We start from the raw sequence: 21,267 nt of genomic DNA on the forward strand, positions 1-21,267 counted from the left end.
ACATTCTGCAGAGAAGCTTTTAAGATGAATCTGTAACTGTCTCGGAGTACGAATCGGTCGCCCGACTTCCTTTTTAGGAGGTCGGGCGACTTCGTTTTTATCGCTTTGTAAGGGTTGGTATATAGTTTATCCCAGAATTGTCATTAGGATGAGTTTCTAATGGCGGTCATTAGCAGGGCAACCGCATCAAAATGTAAGTGCCTGATTATCAGTTATATTTTTGAGCGTATTCTTTATCTTTGAGTATAACCTCCAAAATGCAATTATCTGAAAATTAGCAACTTGTATTTTCTCGAAATTTTTGATGCGATTGCCCTGAAAAAAGGGAGGGGATGTCTTGCGCATGTCAAAAAAACGTCTACCTTTGCACCGTCTTAATCAAGGACGATGGCGAGATAGCTCAGCTGGTTAGAGCGCATGATTCATAATCATGAGGTCCCCGGTTCAATCCCGGGTCTCGCTACCAAACGAAAGAAAGCATGCCGAGACCAAGCATTTCTGCATGCTTTTTTATTATTTACCTCCAAAATCATTAAGCAATAGAAGCTATACGCGTCTTCGAGGGACAGGAGATGAGGTACATTGTTCCATGCCACAATCCAGTAATGAATGGGAAGTACTGGTATAGACATCCAATAGGGTGAGAGAAAAGCCGAACAGTCTAAATTGAATTTTGGCTTATATTTGCCGGCACGTTCACCAAAAAACGAACAAATATGAAAATGATGAAACTTACAGTCATGTTGCTGGCTCTTTTGTCCGCACTGGCATTCTCGTCTTGCAAGAAAGACGATCCGACAACGCTCGAGAAGACCCAATGGGAAAGAATGATGAGCGGAGCAGAAATCAATCTGCTCAACGCATTGATGGATGGAGAGATCGACTCTGACGCTCAACTACCGGAATCGGCAAAACTGAGATTGGAGCTCGACTTTTTCTCCCAGACAGAAACGAACCTGAACGTAGATGTTACGATTACTCCGAGCATAACAGTCAAGATGAAGATGAAGATGCCTTATATGTACAATTCCTCCTCCAAGACTGTCCTGCTGCGTCTGTCCAAGAGCCAAATCATTTCCATAGAGCCGATGCTTCCGGCCTTTGAGGACATCGATTTGTCTGAAGCGGAAGATGTTACGGGTGTAGTCGACTGGAAAAACAAGACTATGAAGCTTGCATTGCAGGGAGACAATCATCCTATACCTCTCGAACTGACACAAAAGTAACAAGCCTCATCCCCTATTATCAGGAAGCCAAAACCGTAAGTTGCTACTATTCGGTTTTGGCTTCTTCCTTTTCTATTCTCTTCTTCCCCGAAGAGAGGGGGGAAGAGGCCCTTGTCTCAAAGGAAAAAAGATGTCCGTAATCGAAAAACCGTATATTTGGGATGGTTATTATTCAAAGAAGTCTAATATAAAACAGAAATGAAAATGAAGAAATTGATCTTGATCGCCGCTATGATTTTGGCGACTGTCGGTGCCCTTTCGGCACAAGGGAGAATAGCCTTTAGGGCAGATGCTGCTGTTGGTTTCAGTGCAGGTGATTATAAGGTGGAGAGTGTTGCTGATTTCGCCACTAAAAGCATTGTCGGTTACCGTTTCTCCGGTGGGATAGAAGCCCCGATCGGCTATGGTCTTTATGTTAATCCGGGCATTGCTTTCCACTCCAAAGGGATGAAAACGAATTTCGGTGAAGTTGGTTCTGCTGCACTGGGATTGAGTTCTTTGAAAGCTCAAATGCACTACATCGAGATACCGGTTCATCTGGGTTATCGCTTGAGTCTGCTCAACTTGGTATCAGTTGCTGTACAGGCAGGGCCTTATTTATCCTATGCTATCAAGGGTGATGGTACTGCCATCAGGAAAGATGGTCAAGAGACGACTTTCGATATTTATAAAGAAGGTTTGAACGAGATGATGAAAGCCAAACGTTTCGATGTCGGTCTCGGTGCTGCCGCCATGGTTGGTTACTCGAACTTTTATCTGCTCATCGGTGCAGACTTCGGTTTGATCAACACTGTAAAAGACATTAAACCAAAGGCTGAAAATCTGGAAGCTACTCTGAAAAACACCTCTTTCCACGTAGGCTTGGGTGTTCGCTTGTAAGGATTTCAAACAATAAAAACAAAAGGATAAAGGCTGCTTTCCTCGACCGGAGAGCAGCCTTTGTCCTTATGAAGATCGCTTCGATTCGGATGCGAGGCGTAACGGTACAGAATCCTCTGTTACATGAAAGCATCCCAGTCTTTCCAAACGGGCTCGTAGCCAAGTCGGCGAAGATCGGCAGCCATCTCAGCCGGACTGCGGGCATCGTTGATGGTGAATTGCTCCAGATCGGCATTCTCTTCGGCATATCCTCCCGGTTCGGTCTTGCTGCCGGCACTGACCGAAGTAATACCGAGCGGCATCACGTGGTCTCGAAACTCACGGCTCTCCCGTGTGGACAGGCTGATCTCGACATCTTTATCCAACAGGCGGAAGGCGGTAATGAGCTGTACCATACCGACATCGTCGATAGGATCTTTAGGCTCCCATCCGCCCGTGGCAGGACGCAGACGAGGCAGTGAGATGGAGAACTTACTCCTCCAATACGTCTGCTCCAGATACCGCAGGTGCAGAGCTGTGAAAACGGAGTCCACACGCCAATTCTCCAGCCCCAGCAATGCCCCTATGCCGATCTTCTGCATATTGGCTCGGCCGATTCTGTCAGGAGTCTCCAAGCGATAGCGATAGTCCGCCTTTCGTCCGGCAGGGTGATAGGTGGGGTATGCCCGCTCGTTGTATGTCTCCTGATACACATAGACGGCTCCGATACCGGCTTCATGCAGACGGGCATATTCTTCCGTGGTCAGGGGCTGAACTTCGAGCGAGAGTTGGGAAAAGAGCGGACGCAGCCGCCGCGTCATTTCCTCATAGTAGCCGGCCGGAGTGGCTTTCTCGGACTCTCCCGATACGAGAAGGAGGTGTTTGTATCCGAGCCGAAGGATCGCATCCGCTTCTCGATCCACCTCTTCGGAAGTGAGTCGGCGGCGATGGATTTTGTTCGACCGGCTGAATCCGCAGTACACACAGGCATTACTACAGATATTCGACAGGTAGAGGGGGATATAGAGCTGCATCGTGCGGCCGAATCGCTCTACCGTCAGTGCATGCGCCTGCCGGGCCATCTGCTCCAGATAGGGGATGGCTGCAGGCGAAATAAGTGTGATAAAGTCTTGGATCGTGCGGCGTCGGTGTGCCAACGAACGCTCCACATCGGCAGCTGTAGCATCGGCCAAGAGGTTACCCACCCGCTCCCAAGTATAGGGGGAGGCGTGCAAGTGATCATAGAAAGTCATATTCCGGAGGAATTATTTCAGATTGAGGAAAGAGGTAAAAGGCGAGCTGGCTTCGGCTTCGGAGCGGACACTGCCAAGCTTGGCTTCGAAAGCCATTCGGCCGGCTTCCACGGCAAGGCGAAAAGCCGTTGCCATGCTTACGGGGTCTTCCGCCACGGCTATGGCCGTATTCACCAGAACGGCATCAGCTCCCATCTCCATGGCTTCTGCCGCCTGGCTGGGAGCACCGATACCGGCATCTATGACTACCGGCACACGGCTCTGTTCGATGATGATGCGGATCATCTCACGAGTTTTCAGTCCGCGATTGCTGCCGATGGGAGCACCCAGCGGCATTACCGTGGCCGCACCGGCTTCTTCCAGATGCTTGCACAGCACGGGATCGGCCTGAACGTACGGAAGAACGATAAAGCCGCGACGTACCAACTCCTCTGTGGCACGAAGCGTCTCGATGGGGTCAGGAAGCAAATAGCGGGGATCGGGATGTATCTCCAACTTGAGCCAGTTGGTTTGGAGGGCTTCCCGTGCAAGCTCGGCCGCCAGAATGGCTTCTTTGGCGGAGCGGACGCCCGAAGTATTGGGCAGAAGGGTGATTTCCGGATGGCGGGTGATGCGACTGATCATGTCGTCTTCGTTGCCGCGGCCGATTTCCACACGTTTCAGGGCAACGGTCACCATACGGGATTGCGATGCCAAGGCCGCAGCCTCCATCAGATCGGAGGAGGCAAACTTACCTGTGCCGACGAATAGGCGCGATTCAAATGTTTTGCCGGCAATTTGTAATGTTTCCATTAGATTTTTTTCTGTTTATCAAAAGATGATCGTTCTATACGGGAGGGAGATCATCCGATTAGTTCTTTTTTATTTTCCTGATAAGGCTGCCGCTCACGGCAATGCCTCCTATGCCACAGTCGCGAATGAGGGGAATGTCCGCATCCTCTATACCACCGATGGCAAAAGCTGGCAGTCGGATACCCTCGGCCTGCATACAGGAGGCAATGGCTCGGCAGCCTTCGAGTCCGAGGACGGGAGCCAAACGCTGCTTTGTCTCCGTATAGCGATAGGGGCCTATGCCCACATAGTCGGTTCCTTCGGCGTATGCTCGGCGCACATCCTCCATCGTGTTGCAAGTGCGTCCGATGATCTTATTCGAGCCGAGGATGCGACGTGCTTCGGCTATCGCCATATCCTCTTTGCCCAAGTGTACGCCGTCGGCATCCACCTGACGAGCTATGGAGATACGGTCATTGACGACAAAGAGTGCTCCATAGCGACGACAGACGGCCTTGACGGCATGAGCCGTGCGAAGCATCTCTTCGTCCGAAGCCTCCTTCATCCGAAGCTGTACCCAGCGCACACCCATACGGCAGACGGCCTCCGCTTCTTCGAGTTCGGACAGATCGGGCTGACGGTGCGTGATGAACTGCAAATCTATTTCGCTCATCAGCCGGACGACCGGATCGGCAGGCAGGTCTTTGTGCATAGCGAGCAAGCCCGAAGCACTCTCACGTAGTCGGCTGACGTATAGCTGTGCCATCCCGGCAGCCGTAAAAGGCTCTTGTCCCAGAGCCAAAGCAGCTGCAAAAGCTGTGCTGTGGGCGCAACCCGTCCCATGCTTCTCCGTACCGCTGCGTAAGAGCCGGAGAGCTTCGCATCGACCATCGTAGACGATCCGATCCGTTATGACCGATTCTTCGGCATGCCCCCCTTTGAGTACGAGCCCGACACCGCTACTTCGATGGAAGTGGAGCAGGGCCTCATCGTCCGGTTCGCAGCCCAAAAGGTGGCGAGCTTCGGGAAGATTCGGCGTGATGAAGTCTATTCGGGACAAAGCCGTTATGTCTTCGAGACTAAAACGATCCGCTTGTTCTGCGGAGCTGTCGGCCGAAGCTCTGAGTACGGGATCCCATATGATCCGAATCGAGGGGAAAACCTTTTTCAGACAATCCACTACGAGAGAGAGGGTGTCCGAGTCGCGGATCAGGCCGATCTTGGCGACGGCAGGCTCCATCTCGGCCGACAAAGATTCGATCTGCCGGATGATGTCCGCCGAATCCACCCATCGCTCCCCCCGATAGCTGTCGCTTCCCTGAAAGGTAATAGCCGTGGCCACGGTATAAGCCCGCACGCCCATGTTTTCGGCCGTCCGCACGTCAGCCGTGATGCCGGCTCCAGCTGAGGGATCCACTCCTCCGACACAGATGATGGCCGGCGTACACAATTCCTGCCAGCGCACCAACTCCCGGCCTTCGGCCAACCACACATAGCCGAGTGCAGCTGCCGAGGCAAAGCCTGCTCTACGGAGCCGCGGCAGACGATCGGGCGTAATGCCGCCCAGTGCCACCACGGGCAGATGGATCCGTCGCAGACGATCGCCCAACGAATCGGGGGAAAATTGTCCTGCATAGCCCACCTTGCACAGACTGTCGAACACGGGACTTAAGAAACAGTAGTCGAGCCGAAAGGGGAAAGACTCTATATCTTCTATCGTGTGGCACGAAGCCGACACCGTACAACCATCGGGGAGCTGTGGCCGATCGGTCATGCCTTTCCAAATTCGTTCGGGCAGATGCAAACCGCACAGTCCGTAGCGGCCGATGAGCCGGGGATGATCGTGCACCACTATTCTCCGGCGATAGCCGGCTGCCACGGCTTCGATGACCTGCGAATACTCCTCTTCGTCGGCACCGGGCAAGCGCAGGTGCAGCCGCTCCAAGCCTCGGTCAAAGAGGCGGTCGAGCAGCCCGATTTGCTCGCTCGTAAGCCTTTCGGGAGTGATCAGCCAGGGTTTCATTTGGAGACTGGCTCTTCGTTTAGCAACTTGCGGAAGTTCTTATTGGCACGCATGGAACAGAAATGTTCGCCACACATGGAGCAGAAATGCGCCTCCTTGTGGCCCTCGTCCGGCAGCGTGGCATCGTGGAATTGGATCGCCTTCTCCGGATCGAGCGAGAGGTGGAACTGATCCTTCCAGCGGAATTCGAACCGCGCCTTGCTCATCATATAGTCGCGCCAGTACGCCGTGGGGTGTCCTTTGGCCAAGTCGGCGGCATGGGCAGCCAGTTTGTAGGTTACTACACCTTCACGTACATCTTCGCGGTTGGGCAGACCCAAGTGCTCCTTTTGCGTCACATAGCAGAGCATGGCCGTCCCGAACCATCCGATCTGTGCCGCGCCGATGGCCGATGTGATATGGTCGTAGCCGGCCGCCACATCGCTGACGAGCGGGCCGAGGGTGTAGAAGGGTGCGCCGTGGCAGGCTTCGAGCTGAATCTCCATATTCTCGCGGATCTTGTGCATGGGCACGTGTCCCGGACCTTCGATAATGGTCTGCACGTTGTACTTCCAAGCAATCTCGGTGAGTTCTCCCAGCGTCTTCAGCTCGGCTATCTGTGCGGCATCGTTGGCATCGTGGATACAGCCCGGGCGCAAGCCATCGCCGAGAGATATGGCTACGTCGTAGCGCGCAAGGATTTGGCAGATCTCTTCGAAATGCTCGTAGATGAAACTTTCGCGCTTGTGGGTGGTGCACCAGTTGGCGATGATAGAACCGCCGCGGGAGACGATCCCCGTGAGGCGGCGCAAGGTCAGAGGCACGTGGTGCCAGCGCAGACCGGCGTGGATGGTGAAGTAGTCCACACCCTGCTCGGCTTGTTCGATGAGCGTATCGCGGAATATCTCCCAGTCGAGCTTCGTCACATCGCCCTGCACCTTCTCCAGTGTCTGATAGAGGGGTACGGTGCCGATGGGCACGGGCGAATTGCGGATGATCCACTCGCGCGTCTCATGGATATGATCCCCCGTGGAGAGATCCATGACCGTATCGGCACCCCAACGTATGGCCCAGACGGCTTTTTCCACCTCTTCCTCGATGGTACTGCTGATGGGCGAATTGCCTATGTTCGCATTGATCTTGATGAGGAAATTGCGCCCGATGATCATCGGCTCACTCTCCGGATGATTGATATTGGCCGGAAGGATAGCCCGTCCGGCGGCAATCTCGTCGCGTACAAATTCGGGCGTGATCTTGCGCGGGATAGCAGCTCCGAGCGGCTCGCCCTCCTCGGCGCGATAGCGCGTCCTGACCTGATCGATCAACTGATTTTCGCGGATGGCCACGAACTCCATCTCCGGCGTCACGATCCCCTGACGCGCGTAGTAGAGCTGCGTGGCGCAGCCGTCCTTGGCAGCACGGGGACGCGTGCATACATGCTCGTAGCGCAGCTCTTCGAGCGAAGCGTCCGACTGCCTCATCCGTCCGTATTCGGAGCTGAGCCCTTCGAGCCGCACCGTATCGCTCCGATCCTCTATCCACTGCTCGCGTATCTTCGGCACTCCTCGGTGCAAATTCACTTCATAGGAGGTATCGGTATAGGGGCCGCTGGTATCGTATACGACTACATCTTCGTTTTTCTCACGTTCGCCGTTCTCCAATATGGTGTCGGACATTCGGATGCGCCGCATCGGTACGCGCAGGAAGGGGAAACGCTCTCCTTCGACATAGATTTTTTCACTGCCGGGCAGAGGGCCGGTCGTCACTTTGAATTCTTTCATATCAATGAGGTAATGGGTTTGGGTTTTTACTGTTTTGAGACTATCGTCTTGAAGCTGAAGGCACGTCCGTCAGCCCCCATAGGTAGCTTGGATGATCAGGATCTCATCGCCTTCGGACAGACGGAAGTCCGGCCACGAGGCACGGGGTACGACTTCTCCGTTTACGGCTATGGCCGTGCGCTCCACTTGGATCCGCTCGGCTTCCAAGAGAGCAGCCAGTCCCATACCTTCGAGGCATGTGATCGGTTGGTTGTTGATAGTAACTTGCATTTGCGTGCTTTTGAGGGATAATATCTGTTCTTTCGCATGTGGCTGACCGTCCACAATGGGGTGCTTCTCCCGAAGCTGCTGGCACGCATAGTGTGTGTTCGATTCTACATCCCTCCGCCGGTATTATCCGGATCAGGTCTATGGGTATTATCTCAGCCTGCCCGTATCGCAATTCATGTCGGCAAGCACCCCCGTAGCGGTCTGTCGGGGGCAAATGTAGGCATTCTTTCGTACAATCCGGAAAACACGCCTGAGAAAAAGAGAAAACTGCAAGAGAAAAAACATTTTCCTCCCAATCCGGCTCCGTCAATCTTTTAATAATTTGATACCTTCGTTACCATTTAGAATCGATAACACAAAAAAATCACTGAAATGAAAAAAACTACTTTGACAGGATCGATATGTGCTTTACTCCTGTTTTTGGGCCTGTCGGCCAATGCCCAATCGAAGTTAAAAATCAAGAGCATTGAGGCTGCGACCACTTTCAGTTCGGCCACGGCCGGAAATGGTTTTGGTGGCAATATCTTCGGCATGGACATGAGCATACGGATGAGGGTACACCACAGCATTCTGCCCGAAGAATTGGATTTTTCGGTAGGAATACATGAGAGAAGAGCACACTGGGAAGAGGCCGGAAGTCCGAAGCTCATGTATACGAATGTTCCAAGTATCATTGGTATTGTTGAAAAGGTAATAGTCTTTGAAGACGCAGAAGACTTTTTTGACAAAAAAGCTCTCGGCCGTTTCCTCATCAGTTTGGGGATGTCCTATACCAAGCATCTGGGAGCGTATTGGGGATGGACCAATGACGCCCATATTCTTTTCTCGCCGATACCCAAGAGCAAGGTCCACTACGACACCTACACAAGAGCTGGCAGTGACCTTGTACTTCAGTCCGAAGATGTTGCCACTGTGAGCAATGGCTTTTCACCGGGGATCGGACTCAAAAGTTCTATTTGGTGGAAAATGCCTATCAAGAGCAAATATGATTTCCGCCTCGGTTTCAGCTTGGGCTATGAGTATCTGAACCTGCTATATCCGTATCGTAATTTCAAGCTGGATGGAAATAAGCCGCTTTCGGCTCTCTCTCCACGCATGAACCACATCGGCCATGTGGGCTTCAACTTTACCGTGGGTCTTTGAACTAATTGAAATAATCAGAGCCACTTATGGCTTTGATTCCAAATTGAACCAAGCGGCTCTGTAAGAGGAAGCGGCACGTATGAGAGATATGTCCGTCCCGAGCAGAGCCGCTTTTTCATGTGTCGAGCTTCTCGCATCTTGCCTTTGCATCTCCCTCCTATTGCACTTGTGCGAGGGGAATATGCACCCTGATAAATATGTATCTTAGCCGTGGTTGATATTAATGACTCCGAATTTGTGAAAAATAAATGATTGCAGTATGAAAAACAATTTTTACAGAAGAGGCTTATTGGCTATGAGCGTCTTTATCCTTGGTGCATGTGTCCTTTTTGGACAGAAAAACAGCGATAAGCAGGATGATCCGATCTTGCTTTATCCTCTTGGGACTACGTGGTATTACCACACAAGTGAAAAAACGAGTATGGACTCACCTTCATATTTCGGGTATATCCGCCACCGTGTCGAGAAGAATATCCAAATAGGCGAATACCAAGCTCAAGAGATACAAGTGGTTCATAAAGATTGGACAGGTCTTGAGACCCCGATGGAGCCTTTTTACCTATATAGAAAAGGGGATAAGGCTTACGCTGTAGAGTCTGATGGCTTGCGACTGCTCTATGATCTCGCGGCAGAGGTTGGCGACGTCGTACCCCTTCCCGTCAACCAAGGTACAGCCGTCTAGGGCTTTTCTCACGGGACGACAACGGTCATTGAAAAATCCACAATCAACGTCGATGGGCACGATTTGATTCGACAAGTTTATTGCCTGAATTATTATTTTGCGGAAGGCCCGTGGCCGGAGCAAGGTAAACTTGTCGAAGTAATCGAAGATTTGGGCATTTTAGAGCTCAATGCCCAATATGAAAAACCCCTTCCATATGGAATTATTGTGGACTATATCAATCCCAAACCATTGCTCCGATGCTTTTTCAGTGATGACTTCGAATACAAAGCCCCTTTCTGGGAGGAACGTCCTTGCGATGCTTATGGCGTCCCGAACAGTTTGACCGCTTTGTCCGGTGAATCAACGCCTTTCAGCGTCAATCCGGAATACATACGCTTTGGCAAAGAACATTCCGGCCTTACGTACCAAATTCTGAGTGCAAATGGTCTTCAGATGCTCAGGGGCATCCTGAAAGGAGGAGAGACCGAGATCAATATCTCTACCTTACAGCGAGGCCTATACGTCATACAGTGGCAAGAGTCTCATACAGGCCTGAGGCACAGTGCCGTCTTCTACAATACATTATGACCGAAACGGATTTCCGAATATATATTGACGAGACCCTGTACTTCTGTGCAGGGTCTTTTTTCATGCCGATAGGGGGGACGGCCGATTGGGTTTTTGCATGAATCCTTTTCATCCACCGTCCGATTTACGGTAAGAAACGTGTTTTTCATCTATCTCGATCACTGAACCACCCATTCGGCCGTGGCGACAGCGCACGCAGAGATTTAAGGAATGATTGTAGGCTGTTTCTTGCTCGTTGCAGCGATGCAGGAGACCGCAAACGCCCGTTTCTTGCTTCCTGCACGGATGCAAGAGAGTAGAAACACCCGTTTCTGCTCCCATCAACACACTTACTATCTGACATTTACAGACATTGAACGCAAGAAAAACGTATGCGTCGAAATCGGGTCTCTCTCCCCACTATTGCTACTCTATGCAACTCCTCGACCGAAGTTGTCACGTCACTCGGCACAACGTTTTTTAGCACACGTCACGCTCCAAAATTTTTCCGTTTGACACTCCTAAAAACGTGGCGTGGGAACTTTTTGGTTTTGGCGCGGAAAGCAAAAAATTCTCACGCCACAACGAAAAAAATCTCGTTCCATTTTCTCAGAAAACCCAAACCAAAATTCGTGTGTTTTTGGTTCGGATCGATGTGTCTGTGACGTGTACTGTGGTCAGAAAAATATCATCTATGGAAAGAACCGAGAATTAACAAAAAAGCGATCCAATCATTGATGCGCTCTTCTATCCGGCACCCCCTCCAATCCATACGACTCCGGCAACAGCCCCACATAAAGTGGTTGGGAGCATCGGCAATCCAAGAAAGGATACCGAACACTCCCAACCAAGTATTATCAATCTCCGGTGCAGCAATCCTACGAAAGGGTGGTATACCTGTCCGTAGCCACCCTATGCGGACTGCACAATGCCTGTATCACGAATAGGCGGATCGAACTTGTCTTTTTGTTTTGCACCTGAGAAGCCTTGAACAAACAAAAAAACGACCATCAAATCGATTCCATTGGCCTTTTTCGGCTTGCTCCTATCCTTGGTATTATCTTCATGCGATGGAACAGACGAGTTTGTCAGATATTAAGAGAGCTTCATCAGCATTTATATTGATACAGATTCATTTGGATGGGCCATTGAAGGAAGACGACGGCAGCCATAGTTTCTATTACCTTTACTGTCAAAGCGAAGTAACAATAGTACAATAGAAGGAGCGCATCCCTTTCCTGCCCCACAAACGACATTGTGCCGAAATCCTCTCCCATGCAGTCCACGGAAGAGGCTCGGCACAATGCTTTTCAGTACACGTCACACTCCAAAATTTTCGTATTTGTGACGCCTAAAAACGTGGCATGGGAACTTTTTTGCTTTGGCGCAGGAACTATTAGAGAAAAGGGTATTAGGGTGAGGATTAAAGGTAAGTAGATGGAAATGAGAGAGATTTGCAGTGTTTATTAACACTTTGCACAGAGGGTTAAAATGCAGAAGATGTGGATTTGTGTAGAATCCCGTTACCAAATCGTTAGCCTATTCCTCGAATGGTAACGAAGAGGCAGGAGGAGGTAACTGACGGAAGAGTATTCGGCATCTCTCCGTTCCTTTATTGCGGTGCTTATGCTTTGTATTACAATGTTTTGCATAGCTGAAAACGCTTCGGTAACGGGTAACTTTGCCCATAAAAACAGAAGCGTATGCAAAGAGACAAATTCAAGGTGTTGCTCTACCTGAAAAAGAGCGGAACGAATTTTTTTTGCGCGAGTTTTTCAGGATTTACGAACCGCACTCTGTGGGATTCCAGCGCGAGTTTTGTGGGAGATTTCTCCGCCGGTGAAAATCGTCGGCCCTCGTTTTTGCTATCTTTGCCATTCAATAAATCTTAGTTTCGTATAGATTATGGCTGCATGGTTCGAATGCAAGGTCACCTATGAGAAGGTGGCCGATAATGGAATGCCTAAGAAGGTGGTGGAGAGCTATTTGGTGGATGCCGATTCTTTCACGTTGGCAGAGGCCAAGATGATAGAGGAGATCACCCCTTTCGTCAGTATGGGAGAGTTCAACATCAGTAATATTCGCAAGGTAAACTATGCCGAACTTTTCCTCAATGAGGATGATAAATGCGATCGCTACTATCGTTGCAAAGTGCTGTATGTGACGATCGATGAGAAGAACGGGGTGGAGAAGAAGACGCCTGCATTCATGCTCGTCAAGTCGGACAGCTTGCCCAATGCGGTGGCAGAGCTGGAAAAGCAGATGGGCAAGGGATTGGCCGACTATGAGATCGCATCGGTGTCGGAGACTGCCCTGATGGATGTTTTCCAATACATGCCGGCGAAATGACGCTCATTGCCGATCGTTTAGGCCCCGTTCTCCGCTCACTGCCACAAGGCGTGCGGCTGGCGGCTGTTTCCAAGTTCCATCCCGTGGAAGAACTCATGGAGGCTTATGAGGCCGGCCAAAGGATTTTCGCCGAGAGTCGGGTGCAGGAACTGATGAGCAAAGTGGGAGCGATGCCTGATGACGTGGAGTGGCATTTCATCGGGCCGCTACAGACAAACAAGGTGAAGTACATCGTCCCTTTCATCTCGATGATCCAGAGCGTTTCCTCTCTGAGGCTCTTCGACGAAATCAGCCGTCAGGCATCGAAGGTGGGGCGTACCGTGCCGGTTTTGCTGGAAGTGCATATCGCATCGGAGGAAACAAAGAGCGGTTTCACGCCGGAGGAATTGCCACAAGTCCTCGAGACTATTTTGGCTCGTGGATCCGATACCGGAGTCCGGATTGCCGGTCTGATGGGGATGGCTACATTCACCGACGACAGGGAGCAGATTCGCAGAGAGTTTCATCGGTTGGCATCGCTTTTCAGGGAGATGAAAGAGCGTTTCTTCTCCGATTCCGCCGATTTTTGCGAACTTTCGATGGGAATGAGCGGCGATTATGAGCTGGCAATCGAAGAGGGAAGCACCATCGTTCGTATCGGAACCACTATCTTCGGCGAACGACGCTATTGAAAAGGGCATAAGTTTCGCTCCGGAAGGGAAGAGCCGGGGCTATGCTCTCATACGTTTCTGTCGGTTTTTTGACTCTTTATGACTCGGATGTTTGCCGTGGCGATTCGGCAAATGGATTCGATGAAGTTTTTTATCTCAAAATATTCTTTTATGACTGTTCCGCTAAAGGTATTCTCTATCAAAGAGCTTGCGAGCTACTTCGGAGGCAAAATGAATACATTGGGAGACCGGGTTTTGCTGAGCAATGAGAAGCGATCGCTCCAAGAAGTAGCTATGTCTGTACCGTTTCTGGTTGAATCCATGCTCTTTTCTATTTGCACGAGGGGCTATATGCGACTTATGGTCGACTCGCGAGAGATCGAGCTGCACGAGGGTGAGCTATTGGTCGTCATGCCTCGGAAAACGATAGAGGTGATCGAGTCCGGTCGCTTTCGTGCTCGTCATTTATGTTTGGACAAGGAGATTCTTTCTTTGTCGGCGGTCAGAGTCGGCAGTTTTATTTCCATCGTCAATAAACTACACAGCAATGAGCTCTTTCGCCTTGACCCCATGCAACACGCATTCCTCATGGCTGCGATGGATCTGATCGAAAACACGTTGCAAAACAGGAGGCTTCATCAGGAAGAGATCGTCACCCACCAGATCAGCTCTCTCTTCCTATTTCTGGACGATCTGATTGTTGATGGCACCGAAACCGACTGCAAGCATAGCAGATCTGAAACCATCTGTCGCAATTTTCTGCTTCTCGTCTCCGAACATCACAAAGAGGAGCATGCCGTCAAGTTCTATGCGGACAAACTCTGCCTCAGTCCCAAGCACTTGGCGCTGACGATAAAAAGCGTCATGGGGCAGTCTGCCTCCAAAGTGATCAACAACTTCATCGTCCAGCAGGCCAAGTCGCTGCTGCGTTATACGGATAAGACGATTCAGGAGATCGGCTATGAGCTGAATTTCTCCACACAGTCCTTTTTCGGCAAGTATTTCAAGCAGCATACCGGTATGAGCCCGGGCGAATACCGCAGTCGGGAGGGCCGAGCCACGCAGCCCGAAGAGGACTGACGGGAGTATCCGAATCAAGCGACATACAGCCATCCGATGATGTCGGAGGATGGAGGATGGTTGTTGCCGGATCATAGTCCGGAAAAGAATACGGGGCTGTACCCGGATAATTCCTTCGGCACAGCCCCGTGAGAGGTGATCCAAGATCCGTTAGGATCTTGTCCAATTTTCTTATGCGTTCACCTTGGCCATATAGGCGATGAGATCGAGTACTTTGTTGGAGTATCCGATTTCGTTGTCGTACCATGAAACGATTTTCACGAAGGTGTCCGTGAGTGCGATACCGGCTTTGGCATCGAATACGGAAGTACGGGTTTCGCCGATGAAGTCGGAAGAAACCACTTCTTCGTCCGTGTAGCCCAAAATGCCTTTGAGTTCGCCTTCCGAAGCTTTCTTCATGGCAGCGCAGATATCTTCGTACTTAGCAGGCTTTGCCAACTGACATGTCAGGTCTACTACCGATACGTCCAGTGTCGGTACGCGGAAAGACATACCCGTCAGTTTGCCGTTCAGTTCGGGGATCACCTTGCCTACCGCTTTGGCAGCACCGGTGGAAGAAGGTATGATATTGCCACCTGCTGCTCGACCGCCTCGCCAGTCTTTTGCAGAGGGGCCGTCCACTGTCTTCTGTGTAGCTGTGGTGGCATGCACCGTGGTCATCAGACCTCCTACCATGCCCCAGTTGTCGTTCAGTACCTTGGCAATGGGTGCCAGACAGTTGGTGGTGCAAGATGCGTTGGAGACGATTTTCGTGCCTTTTACGTACTTATCCGTGTTCACTCCGCATACGAACATAGGCGTGTCGTCTTTAGAGGGAGCCGACATAACTACATACTTGGCACCGGCAGCAAGGTGTGCTTCGGATTTTTCTTTCGTGAGGAAAAGACCGGTGGACTCTACTACATATTCCACTCCGGCCTGATCCCATTTCAAATCGGCAGGGTTCTTTTCAGCTGTAACTCGAATGGCTTTTCCGTTTACGATCAGCTGACCGTCTTTGACTTCGACTGTCCCATTGAAACGACCGTGTACACTGTCGTACTTGAGCATGTACGCCATATATTCCACATCGATCAGGTCGTTGATGGCTACGACTTCAATGTCGCTTCTGTTTTGTGCTGCGCGGAATACCAAGCGGCCGATACGGCCAAAGCCGTTAATACCTACTTTCGTCATAACTAAGTGCTTATATTTTAATGTTAACCATTATTGTTTTGTCCGGAATACTGCGTTTCCCTCCGAAAAGAGCTTCTAAGTAATTCTTCCCGATAGATACCGTTCCGGTGACCTTGCTACAAAAGTAAGGAAGATAATCCACAAATAGCTGATTTTCTTACACAAAAACATTTTTCTCGCGCCATAAGTCCTTGTATTCTTCGGGTATTTGCGAGCTACCTTGTCGCGACCGCATCGCCTCTTATTCGTTGATAGGATGGCTTCTCTTCGGCTTGCACTTATGGGCGAGGAGCCTTTGGCCGTTGGTGCCGATCCGGAGAATAGCGATGCTGCATTCGTTCCTTTAGGCACGAATCGGGTGCTATACTTTTCTGTGCCAGCCTTTTTCTCTTCTCTGTTATTATAATCTCTTCGCTCTCTTTTCCTTACTTTTGTTTCCGTTCCACGGCGGAATTGTTCAAGAGAGTAAGATTTGTACACAATGAAGAAGAGCGGAAGTATCATCGTAGTAGATGACAATAAACATGTGCTGACAGCTTTGAAGTTGCTCCTGACGGGGAGTTTCGAGACCGTGACGCTCCTGCCTTCTCCCAAGACACTGCTTTCCACTATCGTGGAGGTGCATCCGGATGTACTCCTGCTGGATATGAATTTTTCTACCGGTATCAACACGGGCAATGAGGGATTATATTGGCTGGATCAGGTCCGTGGCCGTTTCCCGGATCTTCCTGTGGTGCTCTTTACTGCATATGCGGACATCCGTCTGGCAGTGGATGCCTTGAAGCGTGGAGCAAGCGATTTCGTCGTCAAGCCATGGAATAACGCCGAGCTGTTGGAGTCGCTTCGTGTGGCGATGAATAAGGCCGCAAACTCTCATGTGACGGCTACACCTAAAGAAGACGATTCGGTATTTCTCGGCAAAAGCAAGGCTATGCGTGAGGTGTTGGAGCTGGCCGATCGTATCGGCGATACCACTGCCCATGTCCTCATTACGGGTGAGAATGGTACCGGCAAGGGCGTTTTAGCCGAGTATATCCATGCCCGTTCTCCTCGTAGCCGTCAGCCGATGCTGACCGTGGATATGGGGGCTTTGAGCGAGACGCTGTTCGAGAGCGAACTGTTCGGCCATGTGAAAGGAGCCTTTACCGATGCCAAAAGTGACCGCGCCGGCAAGTTCGAGACAGCATCCGGCGGCACGATCTTTATGGACGAGATAGGCAACCTGAGCCTTGCCCTGCAAGCCAAGTTGTTGGCTGTGCTCCAGCAAAAAGTGGTGACTCGTGTGGGCAGCAATACGCCGATTCCCGTGGATGTTCGTATCATTTCTGCCACGAATAGCGATTTGCCTCTCTCCGTGGCTGAGGGCCGGTTTCGAGAAGATTTGCTTTATCGTCTCAATACGATTCATATCGAGATGCCACCGCTACGTCGTCGCAGGGAAGATATAGTACCGATGGCCGTTTTCTTCCTGCATCGTTATGCACGACAGTACGGCAAAGAGGTGTCGGCATTGACTCCCGAAGCAGAGATTTTACTCTCCGACTATCCGTGGCCGGGCAACGTGCGTGAACTACAGCATTGCATAGAGAAGGCTGTGATTCTTAGCCGTAGCAGCAGCCTCTCTGCAGCTGACCTGTCGTTGCCGAAGTCGATCGATGCTCATCCGACTGCTACCGCTGTAGCAAGTACTCCTCAGACCTTGGATGAAATGGAAAAGACCGCTATCGAGCAAGCCTTGGCACGAAACGGCAGCAACCTTTCGAACGCGGCAAGGGAATTAGGTATCAGCCGTCAGACTCTGTATAATAAGATGAAACGCTACGGCCTGTAGCCTCTCTTCTATGGGAAGACGAAAGACCAGCAGTTTCGGCTTGCATCTGTTATTTACCATCGTCATGGCGGTGGTGGGTACTTGGTCGGCAGTTGCAGGACATTATGTCATCACAGTCTTTGCTGCCGGATTGGTTTTCTTTTCCGCCTTTCGCTTGCGTTTGCTCTATCGGCATCATCTTCAAGATCTTTCCCTGCTCTTGAACGCTATCGAGAATGGCGATTATTCCGTGCGCTTTTCCGAAATGGGGGGCAATGCTTCGCATCGAACATTCAACCGTACACTCAACCGTATCAAGGAGATCCTCAGTCGTTCTCGCGATGAGGCGATAGCCGGTGAGCAGTTTCTCGTACATGTGCTGGAACAGATTCCTGTCGGCATCATGATGGTTGCTCCGGAGGGGTATGTCTATTCTACCAATACAGTGCTGTTGCGTCTCCTCGGTTTACCCGTTATCACACACCTCGATCAGCTTGGACGCGTATCGCCGGACATGCCTCGGCTGTTTCGTTCCGCGGCTACCGATTCAGGCATTCATGTCAAGCTCACAACGGAGCGAGAAGAGAAGGAAGTGAGTCTCCGCTTCTCTTCGTTCCGGATCAGGGGGAAGATATACCATATATATACGCTGTCGAATATCGGCAAGGAGCTTGACGCTCGCGAGACAGAGTCGTGGATCCGGCTCATTCGGGTGATGACGCACGAGATCATGAACTCGATAGCCCCCATTACTTCGATATGCGATACCCTCTTGGACAATTTGCAAAGCTCTGCGGACGAGGAAATGCTGTCTACCGGATTGGATACCATTCGTAGTACCGGAGCGGGGTTGTTATCCTTTGTACAGGACTACCGTAAGTTTACGGCCATTCCTTCTCCCGAGAAGGAGGATATTGCTTTATATGCATTTCTTACGGGGATATTGCGCCTGCAAGAAGAGCTTCTGTCCTCCAACGGTATAAAGGTGGATATGGAAGAAATACCCGTGGGGCTGACTGTTCCAGCCGACCGTCAGCAATTGACATCGGTACTGATAAACCTCGTCAAGAATGCTGCCGAGGCGGAATATCCTGCCGATACGGAGAAACGACTTTTGCGTATTTGTGTCGAGGAGCGTCTCGATTTGTCGGATGAACACAGACTACTCCTTCATGTGGAGAACAACGGCACTCCTATTCCTCAAGAGGTGTTCGACAATATGTTTGTTCCTTTCTATACGACCAAAACCGGTGGCAGCGGCATCGGTCTGAGCCTTTCCCGTTATATCATTCGTCTGCATGGGGGAAATTTGCTTGCGAGGCGTACAGCCGATGGTTTCACCTCTTTCGTTATTGAACTACCGCTCTAAGAGATGAGAAAACCGATCGTCCGCTTTTTGCTATCGCTCTTTTGGCTTCTCGGAGTCTGTGCTTCTCATACGATGGGGCAGTCATTACCTTCAGTATCGAAGGAAATACGGGAGCTGAGCAATGGGACGGAGCAGCAGACCTCCCTGTTCGACAAAAAAGAATCCGAAGCTTTCGCTTTGGAAACGGTCAGAATGATTTCCGACAGAACGCCCCACTTCTTCCGCATGGCAGAAGGCCGTAGTTGGGAAGCCGATATTCGAGGTCGATCATGGGCTTCTCGTGTGCTGCCGATAGTGCGTCGGCTCAAACACGGAGGGATTCCATGGGAGCAGTATCTCTCGTCGGATTCCTTGTGTATGGAGGCTCGGCTATATGGACAATACGACTCGGTAACGGGTACATACAGAAGGAGTATTGTTTCTTTTCGGTCGGATATTCCTCAGCGAAACAAAGCGGATGACCTTACGGCCTTAGCTTTGTTGGGAGAGAATGTATATGCCGAAGAGTTCGACTTTGGCAATCGGCAAATATTCCCCAACCCTCTTCGACGAGAAGCCGAAGCCTTTTATACTTACCGTTTGGAGAGCCTATATGAGAAAGATGGTATAGAATACCGCCGTATCGCATTTCGCGGACTGAGCGGCCTGACTCATGGAACTTTAACGATAGATGCCACACGGCAGCGACTTGCTGTACTGGAAATGCAAGTCATGATGAAGGGGGTTATTACAGAATCTTATCGAGTCGAATTGGAAGAGGTAGAGCCGAATCTTTCTCTACCGGTCAGGTTTTCTGCCGTCATCAGTCGCAATCGCCTTTGGGCTTCTCTCTATAATGGCTATTCCGCATCTGTGACGTATACGGGAGAGCAGCTCGACAAGGCCGCAGTACCGGTTTATATGCCGCAAGATAGCAGTGGCTACCGTTTGCCGGACGAACTGCCCATCGCTCCTATTTGGGCTGTTCGTAGCAGCTTCGCGAGACAGGATAGTTCTACATATTGGAAAAATGTGGTTGTCGGTCGAGATCATACTCTGCATCAGCATGTACCTTGGCATCGCGCATTGGCTTGGGGACACAAGTATCGGATCGGGGAGCGTTGGCGATTAGGCAATGAGGGATTGGTGTGGGCTTTGTTCTATTATAATTATGCCGATCATCTTTGGTTGGGGCAGTCTCTGACGGCTATTTGCGATATGGCTCCCGGAATCCGCTGGGAGATAAAGCCCGGCCTCTACTATGTCACCAAACGACGCAAAGCTGTTTGGACTCTCGATAGCAAACTCCACTATTCTCCTTCGCAAAGAGGACTTTTGCAATTATCTGCAGGGCATCGCTCTTTCGATTTGTACAGCACACGCGAAAGAATAGACCAGCTGACCGATCTGATGATGGAGCTTCTCAACGGACAAGGTCCGACAACTCGCTACGATGATAAATTTGTCCGTCTGACCAATAGTATCGATCTATTGCCCAAGCTCAATGTGGAGACAAGCGTGATGCTGGCCGAGCGCAATCCTTTGCCGCATGGAGAAACGTGGAGCCTCTTCGGTGGCAGCATTACCGATATTCTGAATATCAGCAATGCCGATCCCGATCTCCCTCGTATAGTTCCTCATCACCGACTGCTGGAAGTACGAGCCAAGATGACATTCAATCCGCGTCCCTACTACCGCTATACGGCGGACGGATTTCTCGTTCGTGAGGGCGAGGGCATACGTGCTCCGCTCCTTTCTCTCTCTTATCGCGGAGCTTTCGGGATGGGGCGTAAGTCCGATGCACGCTTCCACCACCTTGATTTGAGCATACAGCAGCGACTTGTCTTTTCACCGGCATCGTCACTGTTCTATCAATTGAATGTCGGAGGCTATATCGATCGGTTGGTTATCTATCCGAGCGAGTACTTTTTTCTGAAAGGGGGGAATGCTTTTTGGCGATTCGGCGATAGCATGGAAGCTGCATTCCAGACACTGCCTCCCTATACGGCTACAGCCGACAAACACCTTATCCTTCAAACCAGCTACCGAGCTTCGCGCCTGCTGGTCAATTTCCTGCCCTTCGTTTTCTTAAAGACCAACGACGAGGCCTTACATTTCAAGTCCCGGTGGGATATGGTATCGAGAAAACCCTATCTGGAGATGGGCTATTCACAGAGTATCGGTACGCTGATGCAAGTCGGAGTATTCTATGGCGGCTACAATTTCTTTTATGAAAGAGGTGTTGCCATCCGGTTTACATTCAACATGTAATCTCCTGCTTTTCAGTGGAAAAATGTACATTTATGCTCCAAAAGGATT

General features: G+C 50.7%; 19 protein-coding genes, 1 tRNA gene, 1 pseudogene and 1 riboswitch. Of the genes and pseudogenes, 13 read left to right on the forward strand and 8 right to left on the reverse strand.

Translation table 11 applies throughout. From position 1 onward, the window contains the following. Nucleotides 1-389: 389 nt before the first annotated feature. The 3 genes from HQ49_RS01555 (at nucleotide 390) to HQ49_RS01565 (ending at nucleotide 2,105) form a co-directional block, all read left to right on the forward strand. Nucleotides 390-466 (forward strand) — tRNA-Met (locus tag HQ49_RS01555). A gap of 250 nt (nucleotides 467-716) precedes the next feature. Next, complete coding sequence (locus HQ49_RS01560; RefSeq protein ID WP_018965942.1) at nucleotides 717-1,226, forward strand: hypothetical protein; 510 nt, start codon at nucleotides 717-719, stop codon at nucleotides 1,224-1,226. A gap of 198 nt (nucleotides 1,227-1,424) precedes the next feature. Further along, entirely contained in the window at nucleotides 1,425-2,105 is a 681-nt protein-coding gene (locus tag HQ49_RS01565; RefSeq protein ID WP_039418066.1) for a porin family protein, read from the forward strand. A 119-nt stretch (nucleotides 2,106-2,224) separates the two neighbouring features. On the opposite strand, the gene thiH is transcribed toward HQ49_RS01565, so the two are convergent. The 5 genes from thiH to thiS all read right to left on the reverse strand — a co-directional run bounded on the left by thiH (nucleotide 2,225) and on the right by thiS (nucleotide 8,161). Next, nucleotides 2,225-3,337 (reverse strand): 2-iminoacetate synthase ThiH, encoded by a 1,113-nt coding sequence (gene thiH / locus HQ49_RS01570; protein WP_039418068.1) that lies wholly within the window; start codon nucleotides 3,335-3,337, stop codon nucleotides 2,225-2,227. 12 nt (nucleotides 3,338-3,349) lie between these two features. Further along, nucleotides 3,350-4,129, reverse strand: coding sequence for a thiazole synthase (locus tag HQ49_RS01575; protein ID WP_039418070.1), 780 nt, complete (start codon nucleotides 4,127-4,129; stop codon nucleotides 3,350-3,352). Nucleotides 4,130-4,187: 58 nt separating this feature from the next. Continuing rightward, a complete protein-coding gene (locus tag HQ49_RS01580) occupies nucleotides 4,188-6,131 on the reverse strand; it encodes a thiamine phosphate synthase (RefSeq protein WP_039418073.1) in 1,944 nt (647 codons plus the stop codon). Beyond that, nucleotides 6,128-7,891 (reverse strand): phosphomethylpyrimidine synthase ThiC, encoded by a 1,764-nt coding sequence (thiC, locus tag HQ49_RS01585; protein ID WP_039418074.1) that lies wholly within the window; start codon nucleotides 7,889-7,891, stop codon nucleotides 6,128-6,130. The genes HQ49_RS01580 and thiC overlap by 4 nt, the downstream gene beginning before the upstream one ends. A gap of 69 nt (nucleotides 7,892-7,960) precedes the next feature. Next, entirely contained in the window at nucleotides 7,961-8,161 is a 201-nt protein-coding gene (gene thiS, locus HQ49_RS01590; RefSeq protein ID WP_005873774.1) for a sulfur carrier protein ThiS, read from the reverse strand. A gap of 91 nt (nucleotides 8,162-8,252) precedes the next feature. After that, a riboswitch (TPP riboswitch) is annotated at nucleotides 8,253-8,364 on the reverse strand. A 169-nt stretch (nucleotides 8,365-8,533) separates the two neighbouring features. Between thiS and HQ49_RS01600 the strand changes: the two genes are divergently transcribed. The 3 genes from HQ49_RS01600 (at nucleotide 8,534) to HQ49_RS11945 (ending at nucleotide 10,556) form a co-directional block, all read left to right on the forward strand. Continuing rightward, entirely contained in the window at nucleotides 8,534-9,304 is a 771-nt protein-coding gene (locus HQ49_RS01600; RefSeq protein ID WP_039418076.1) for a hypothetical protein, read from the forward strand. A gap of 259 nt (nucleotides 9,305-9,563) precedes the next feature. Next, entirely contained in the window at nucleotides 9,564-9,986 is a 423-nt protein-coding gene (locus HQ49_RS11940) for a hypothetical protein (protein ID WP_235290026.1), read from the forward strand. A gap of 63 nt (nucleotides 9,987-10,049) precedes the next feature. Next, a complete protein-coding gene (locus tag HQ49_RS11945) occupies nucleotides 10,050-10,556 on the forward strand; it encodes a T9SS C-terminal target domain-containing protein (RefSeq protein ID WP_235290027.1) in 507 nt (168 codons plus the stop codon). 108 nt (nucleotides 10,557-10,664) lie between these two features. On the opposite strand, the gene HQ49_RS10480 is transcribed toward HQ49_RS11945, so the two are convergent. Together HQ49_RS10480 and HQ49_RS12485 are read right to left on the reverse strand one after the other, a co-directional pair. Beyond that, nucleotides 10,665-10,877, reverse strand: coding sequence for a hypothetical protein (locus HQ49_RS10480; protein WP_235290028.1), 213 nt, complete (start codon nucleotides 10,875-10,877; stop codon nucleotides 10,665-10,667). A 148-nt stretch (nucleotides 10,878-11,025) separates the two neighbouring features. Continuing rightward, nucleotides 11,026-11,076: pseudogene (locus HQ49_RS12485) on the reverse strand (hypothetical protein); the annotation flags it as partial. A gap of 10 nt (nucleotides 11,077-11,086) precedes the next feature. Between HQ49_RS12485 and HQ49_RS12490 the strand changes: the two are divergent. From HQ49_RS12490 to HQ49_RS01620, 4 genes are all read left to right on the forward strand, one after another. Then, nucleotides 11,087-11,200 carry a DUF1661 domain-containing protein gene (locus tag HQ49_RS12490; RefSeq protein ID WP_316930758.1) on the forward strand — a complete coding sequence of 38 codons (114 nt, stop codon included), beginning with the start codon at nucleotides 11,087-11,089 and terminating at the stop codon, nucleotides 11,198-11,200. Between the two features lie 1,240 nt (nucleotides 11,201-12,440). After that, nucleotides 12,441-12,884: a DUF4494 domain-containing protein gene (locus HQ49_RS01610; RefSeq protein WP_018965285.1), complete on the forward strand. Its 444-nt coding sequence runs from the start codon at nucleotides 12,441-12,443 to the stop codon at nucleotides 12,882-12,884. Then, the gene (locus tag HQ49_RS01615; protein WP_018965286.1) at nucleotides 12,881-13,555 is read left to right on the forward strand and encodes a YggS family pyridoxal phosphate-dependent enzyme; all 675 of its coding nucleotides are present in this window, start codon (nucleotides 12,881-12,883) and stop codon (nucleotides 13,553-13,555) included. Before HQ49_RS01610 ends, HQ49_RS01615 begins: the two co-directional genes overlap by 4 nt. A 150-nt stretch (nucleotides 13,556-13,705) precedes the next feature. Continuing rightward, on the forward strand, nucleotides 13,706-14,614 hold the full coding sequence (locus tag HQ49_RS01620; RefSeq protein WP_235290029.1) for a helix-turn-helix domain-containing protein: 909 nt from the start codon (nucleotides 13,706-13,708) through the stop codon (nucleotides 14,612-14,614). A 171-nt stretch (nucleotides 14,615-14,785) separates the two neighbouring features. Here HQ49_RS01620 and gap read toward each other — a convergent pair whose 3' ends face one another. Then, nucleotides 14,786-15,790 carry a type I glyceraldehyde-3-phosphate dehydrogenase gene (gene gap, locus HQ49_RS01625; protein ID WP_018965288.1) on the reverse strand — a complete coding sequence of 335 codons (1,005 nt, stop codon included), beginning with the start codon at nucleotides 15,788-15,790 and terminating at the stop codon, nucleotides 14,786-14,788. 481 nt (nucleotides 15,791-16,271) lie between these two features. On the opposite strand from gap, the gene HQ49_RS01630 reads away from it, so the two are divergent. From HQ49_RS01630 to HQ49_RS01640, 3 genes are read left to right on the forward strand one after another with little or no spacing between them, the layout of a single operon-like run. After that, nucleotides 16,272-17,621 carry a sigma-54-dependent transcriptional regulator gene (locus tag HQ49_RS01630; protein WP_018965290.1) on the forward strand — a complete coding sequence of 450 codons (1,350 nt, stop codon included), beginning with the start codon at nucleotides 16,272-16,274 and terminating at the stop codon, nucleotides 17,619-17,621. A gap of 10 nt (nucleotides 17,622-17,631) precedes the next feature. Further along, nucleotides 17,632-18,969 (forward strand): sensor histidine kinase, encoded by a 1,338-nt coding sequence (locus tag HQ49_RS01635; protein ID WP_039418078.1) that lies wholly within the window; start codon nucleotides 17,632-17,634, stop codon nucleotides 18,967-18,969. A gap of 3 nt (nucleotides 18,970-18,972) precedes the next feature. Then, nucleotides 18,973-21,219 (forward strand): DUF5686 family protein, encoded by a 2,247-nt coding sequence (locus HQ49_RS01640; RefSeq protein ID WP_039418080.1) that lies wholly within the window; start codon nucleotides 18,973-18,975, stop codon nucleotides 21,217-21,219. Nucleotides 21,220-21,267 lie beyond the last annotated feature (48 nt).

Source organism: Porphyromonas gulae, from assembly GCF_000765945.1.
GTDB classification, from domain to species: Bacteria; Bacteroidota; Bacteroidia; order Bacteroidales; family Porphyromonadaceae; genus Porphyromonas; species Porphyromonas gulae.

Excerpts from the sequence above, each read along its gene's own strand:
- HQ49_RS01560 (WP_018965942.1), top strand. The coding sequence starts at position 717 with ATGAAAATGATGAAACTTACAGTCATGTTGCTGGCTCTTTTGTCCGCA.
- HQ49_RS01565 (WP_039418066.1), top strand. The coding sequence starts at position 1,425 with ATGAAAATGAAGAAATTGATCTTGATCGCCGCTATGATTTTGGCGACT.
- thiH (WP_039418068.1), bottom strand. The coding sequence starts at position 3,337 with ATGACTTTCTATGATCACTTGCACGCCTCCCCCTATACTTGGGAGCGG.
- HQ49_RS01575 (WP_039418070.1), bottom strand. The coding sequence starts at position 4,129 with ATGGAAACATTACAAATTGCCGGCAAAACATTTGAATCGCGCCTATTC.
- HQ49_RS01580 (WP_039418073.1), bottom strand. The coding sequence starts at position 6,131 with ATGAAACCCTGGCTGATCACTCCCGAAAGGCTTACGAGCGAGCAAATC.
- thiC (WP_039418074.1), bottom strand. The coding sequence starts at position 7,891 with ATGAAAGAATTCAAAGTGACGACCGGCCCTCTGCCCGGCAGTGAAAAA.
- thiS (WP_005873774.1), bottom strand. The coding sequence starts at position 8,161 with ATGCAAGTTACTATCAACAACCAACCGATCACATGCCTCGAAGGTATG.
- HQ49_RS01600 (WP_039418076.1), top strand. The coding sequence starts at position 8,534 with ATGAAAAAAACTACTTTGACAGGATCGATATGTGCTTTACTCCTGTTT.
- HQ49_RS11940 (WP_235290026.1), top strand. The coding sequence starts at position 9,564 with ATGAAAAACAATTTTTACAGAAGAGGCTTATTGGCTATGAGCGTCTTT.
- HQ49_RS10480 (WP_235290028.1), bottom strand. The coding sequence starts at position 10,877 with ATGGGAGCAGAAACGGGTGTTTCTACTCTCTTGCATCCGTGCAGGAAG.
- HQ49_RS01610 (WP_018965285.1), top strand. The coding sequence starts at position 12,441 with ATGGCTGCATGGTTCGAATGCAAGGTCACCTATGAGAAGGTGGCCGAT.
- HQ49_RS01615 (WP_018965286.1), top strand. The coding sequence starts at position 12,881 with ATGACGCTCATTGCCGATCGTTTAGGCCCCGTTCTCCGCTCACTGCCA.
- HQ49_RS01620 (WP_235290029.1), top strand. The coding sequence starts at position 13,706 with ATGACTGTTCCGCTAAAGGTATTCTCTATCAAAGAGCTTGCGAGCTAC.
- gap (WP_018965288.1), bottom strand. The coding sequence starts at position 15,790 with ATGACGAAAGTAGGTATTAACGGCTTTGGCCGTATCGGCCGCTTGGTA.
- HQ49_RS01630 (WP_018965290.1), top strand. The coding sequence starts at position 16,272 with ATGAAGAAGAGCGGAAGTATCATCGTAGTAGATGACAATAAACATGTG.
- HQ49_RS01635 (WP_039418078.1), top strand. The coding sequence starts at position 17,632 with ATGGGAAGACGAAAGACCAGCAGTTTCGGCTTGCATCTGTTATTTACC.
- HQ49_RS01640 (WP_039418080.1), top strand. The coding sequence starts at position 18,973 with ATGAGAAAACCGATCGTCCGCTTTTTGCTATCGCTCTTTTGGCTTCTC.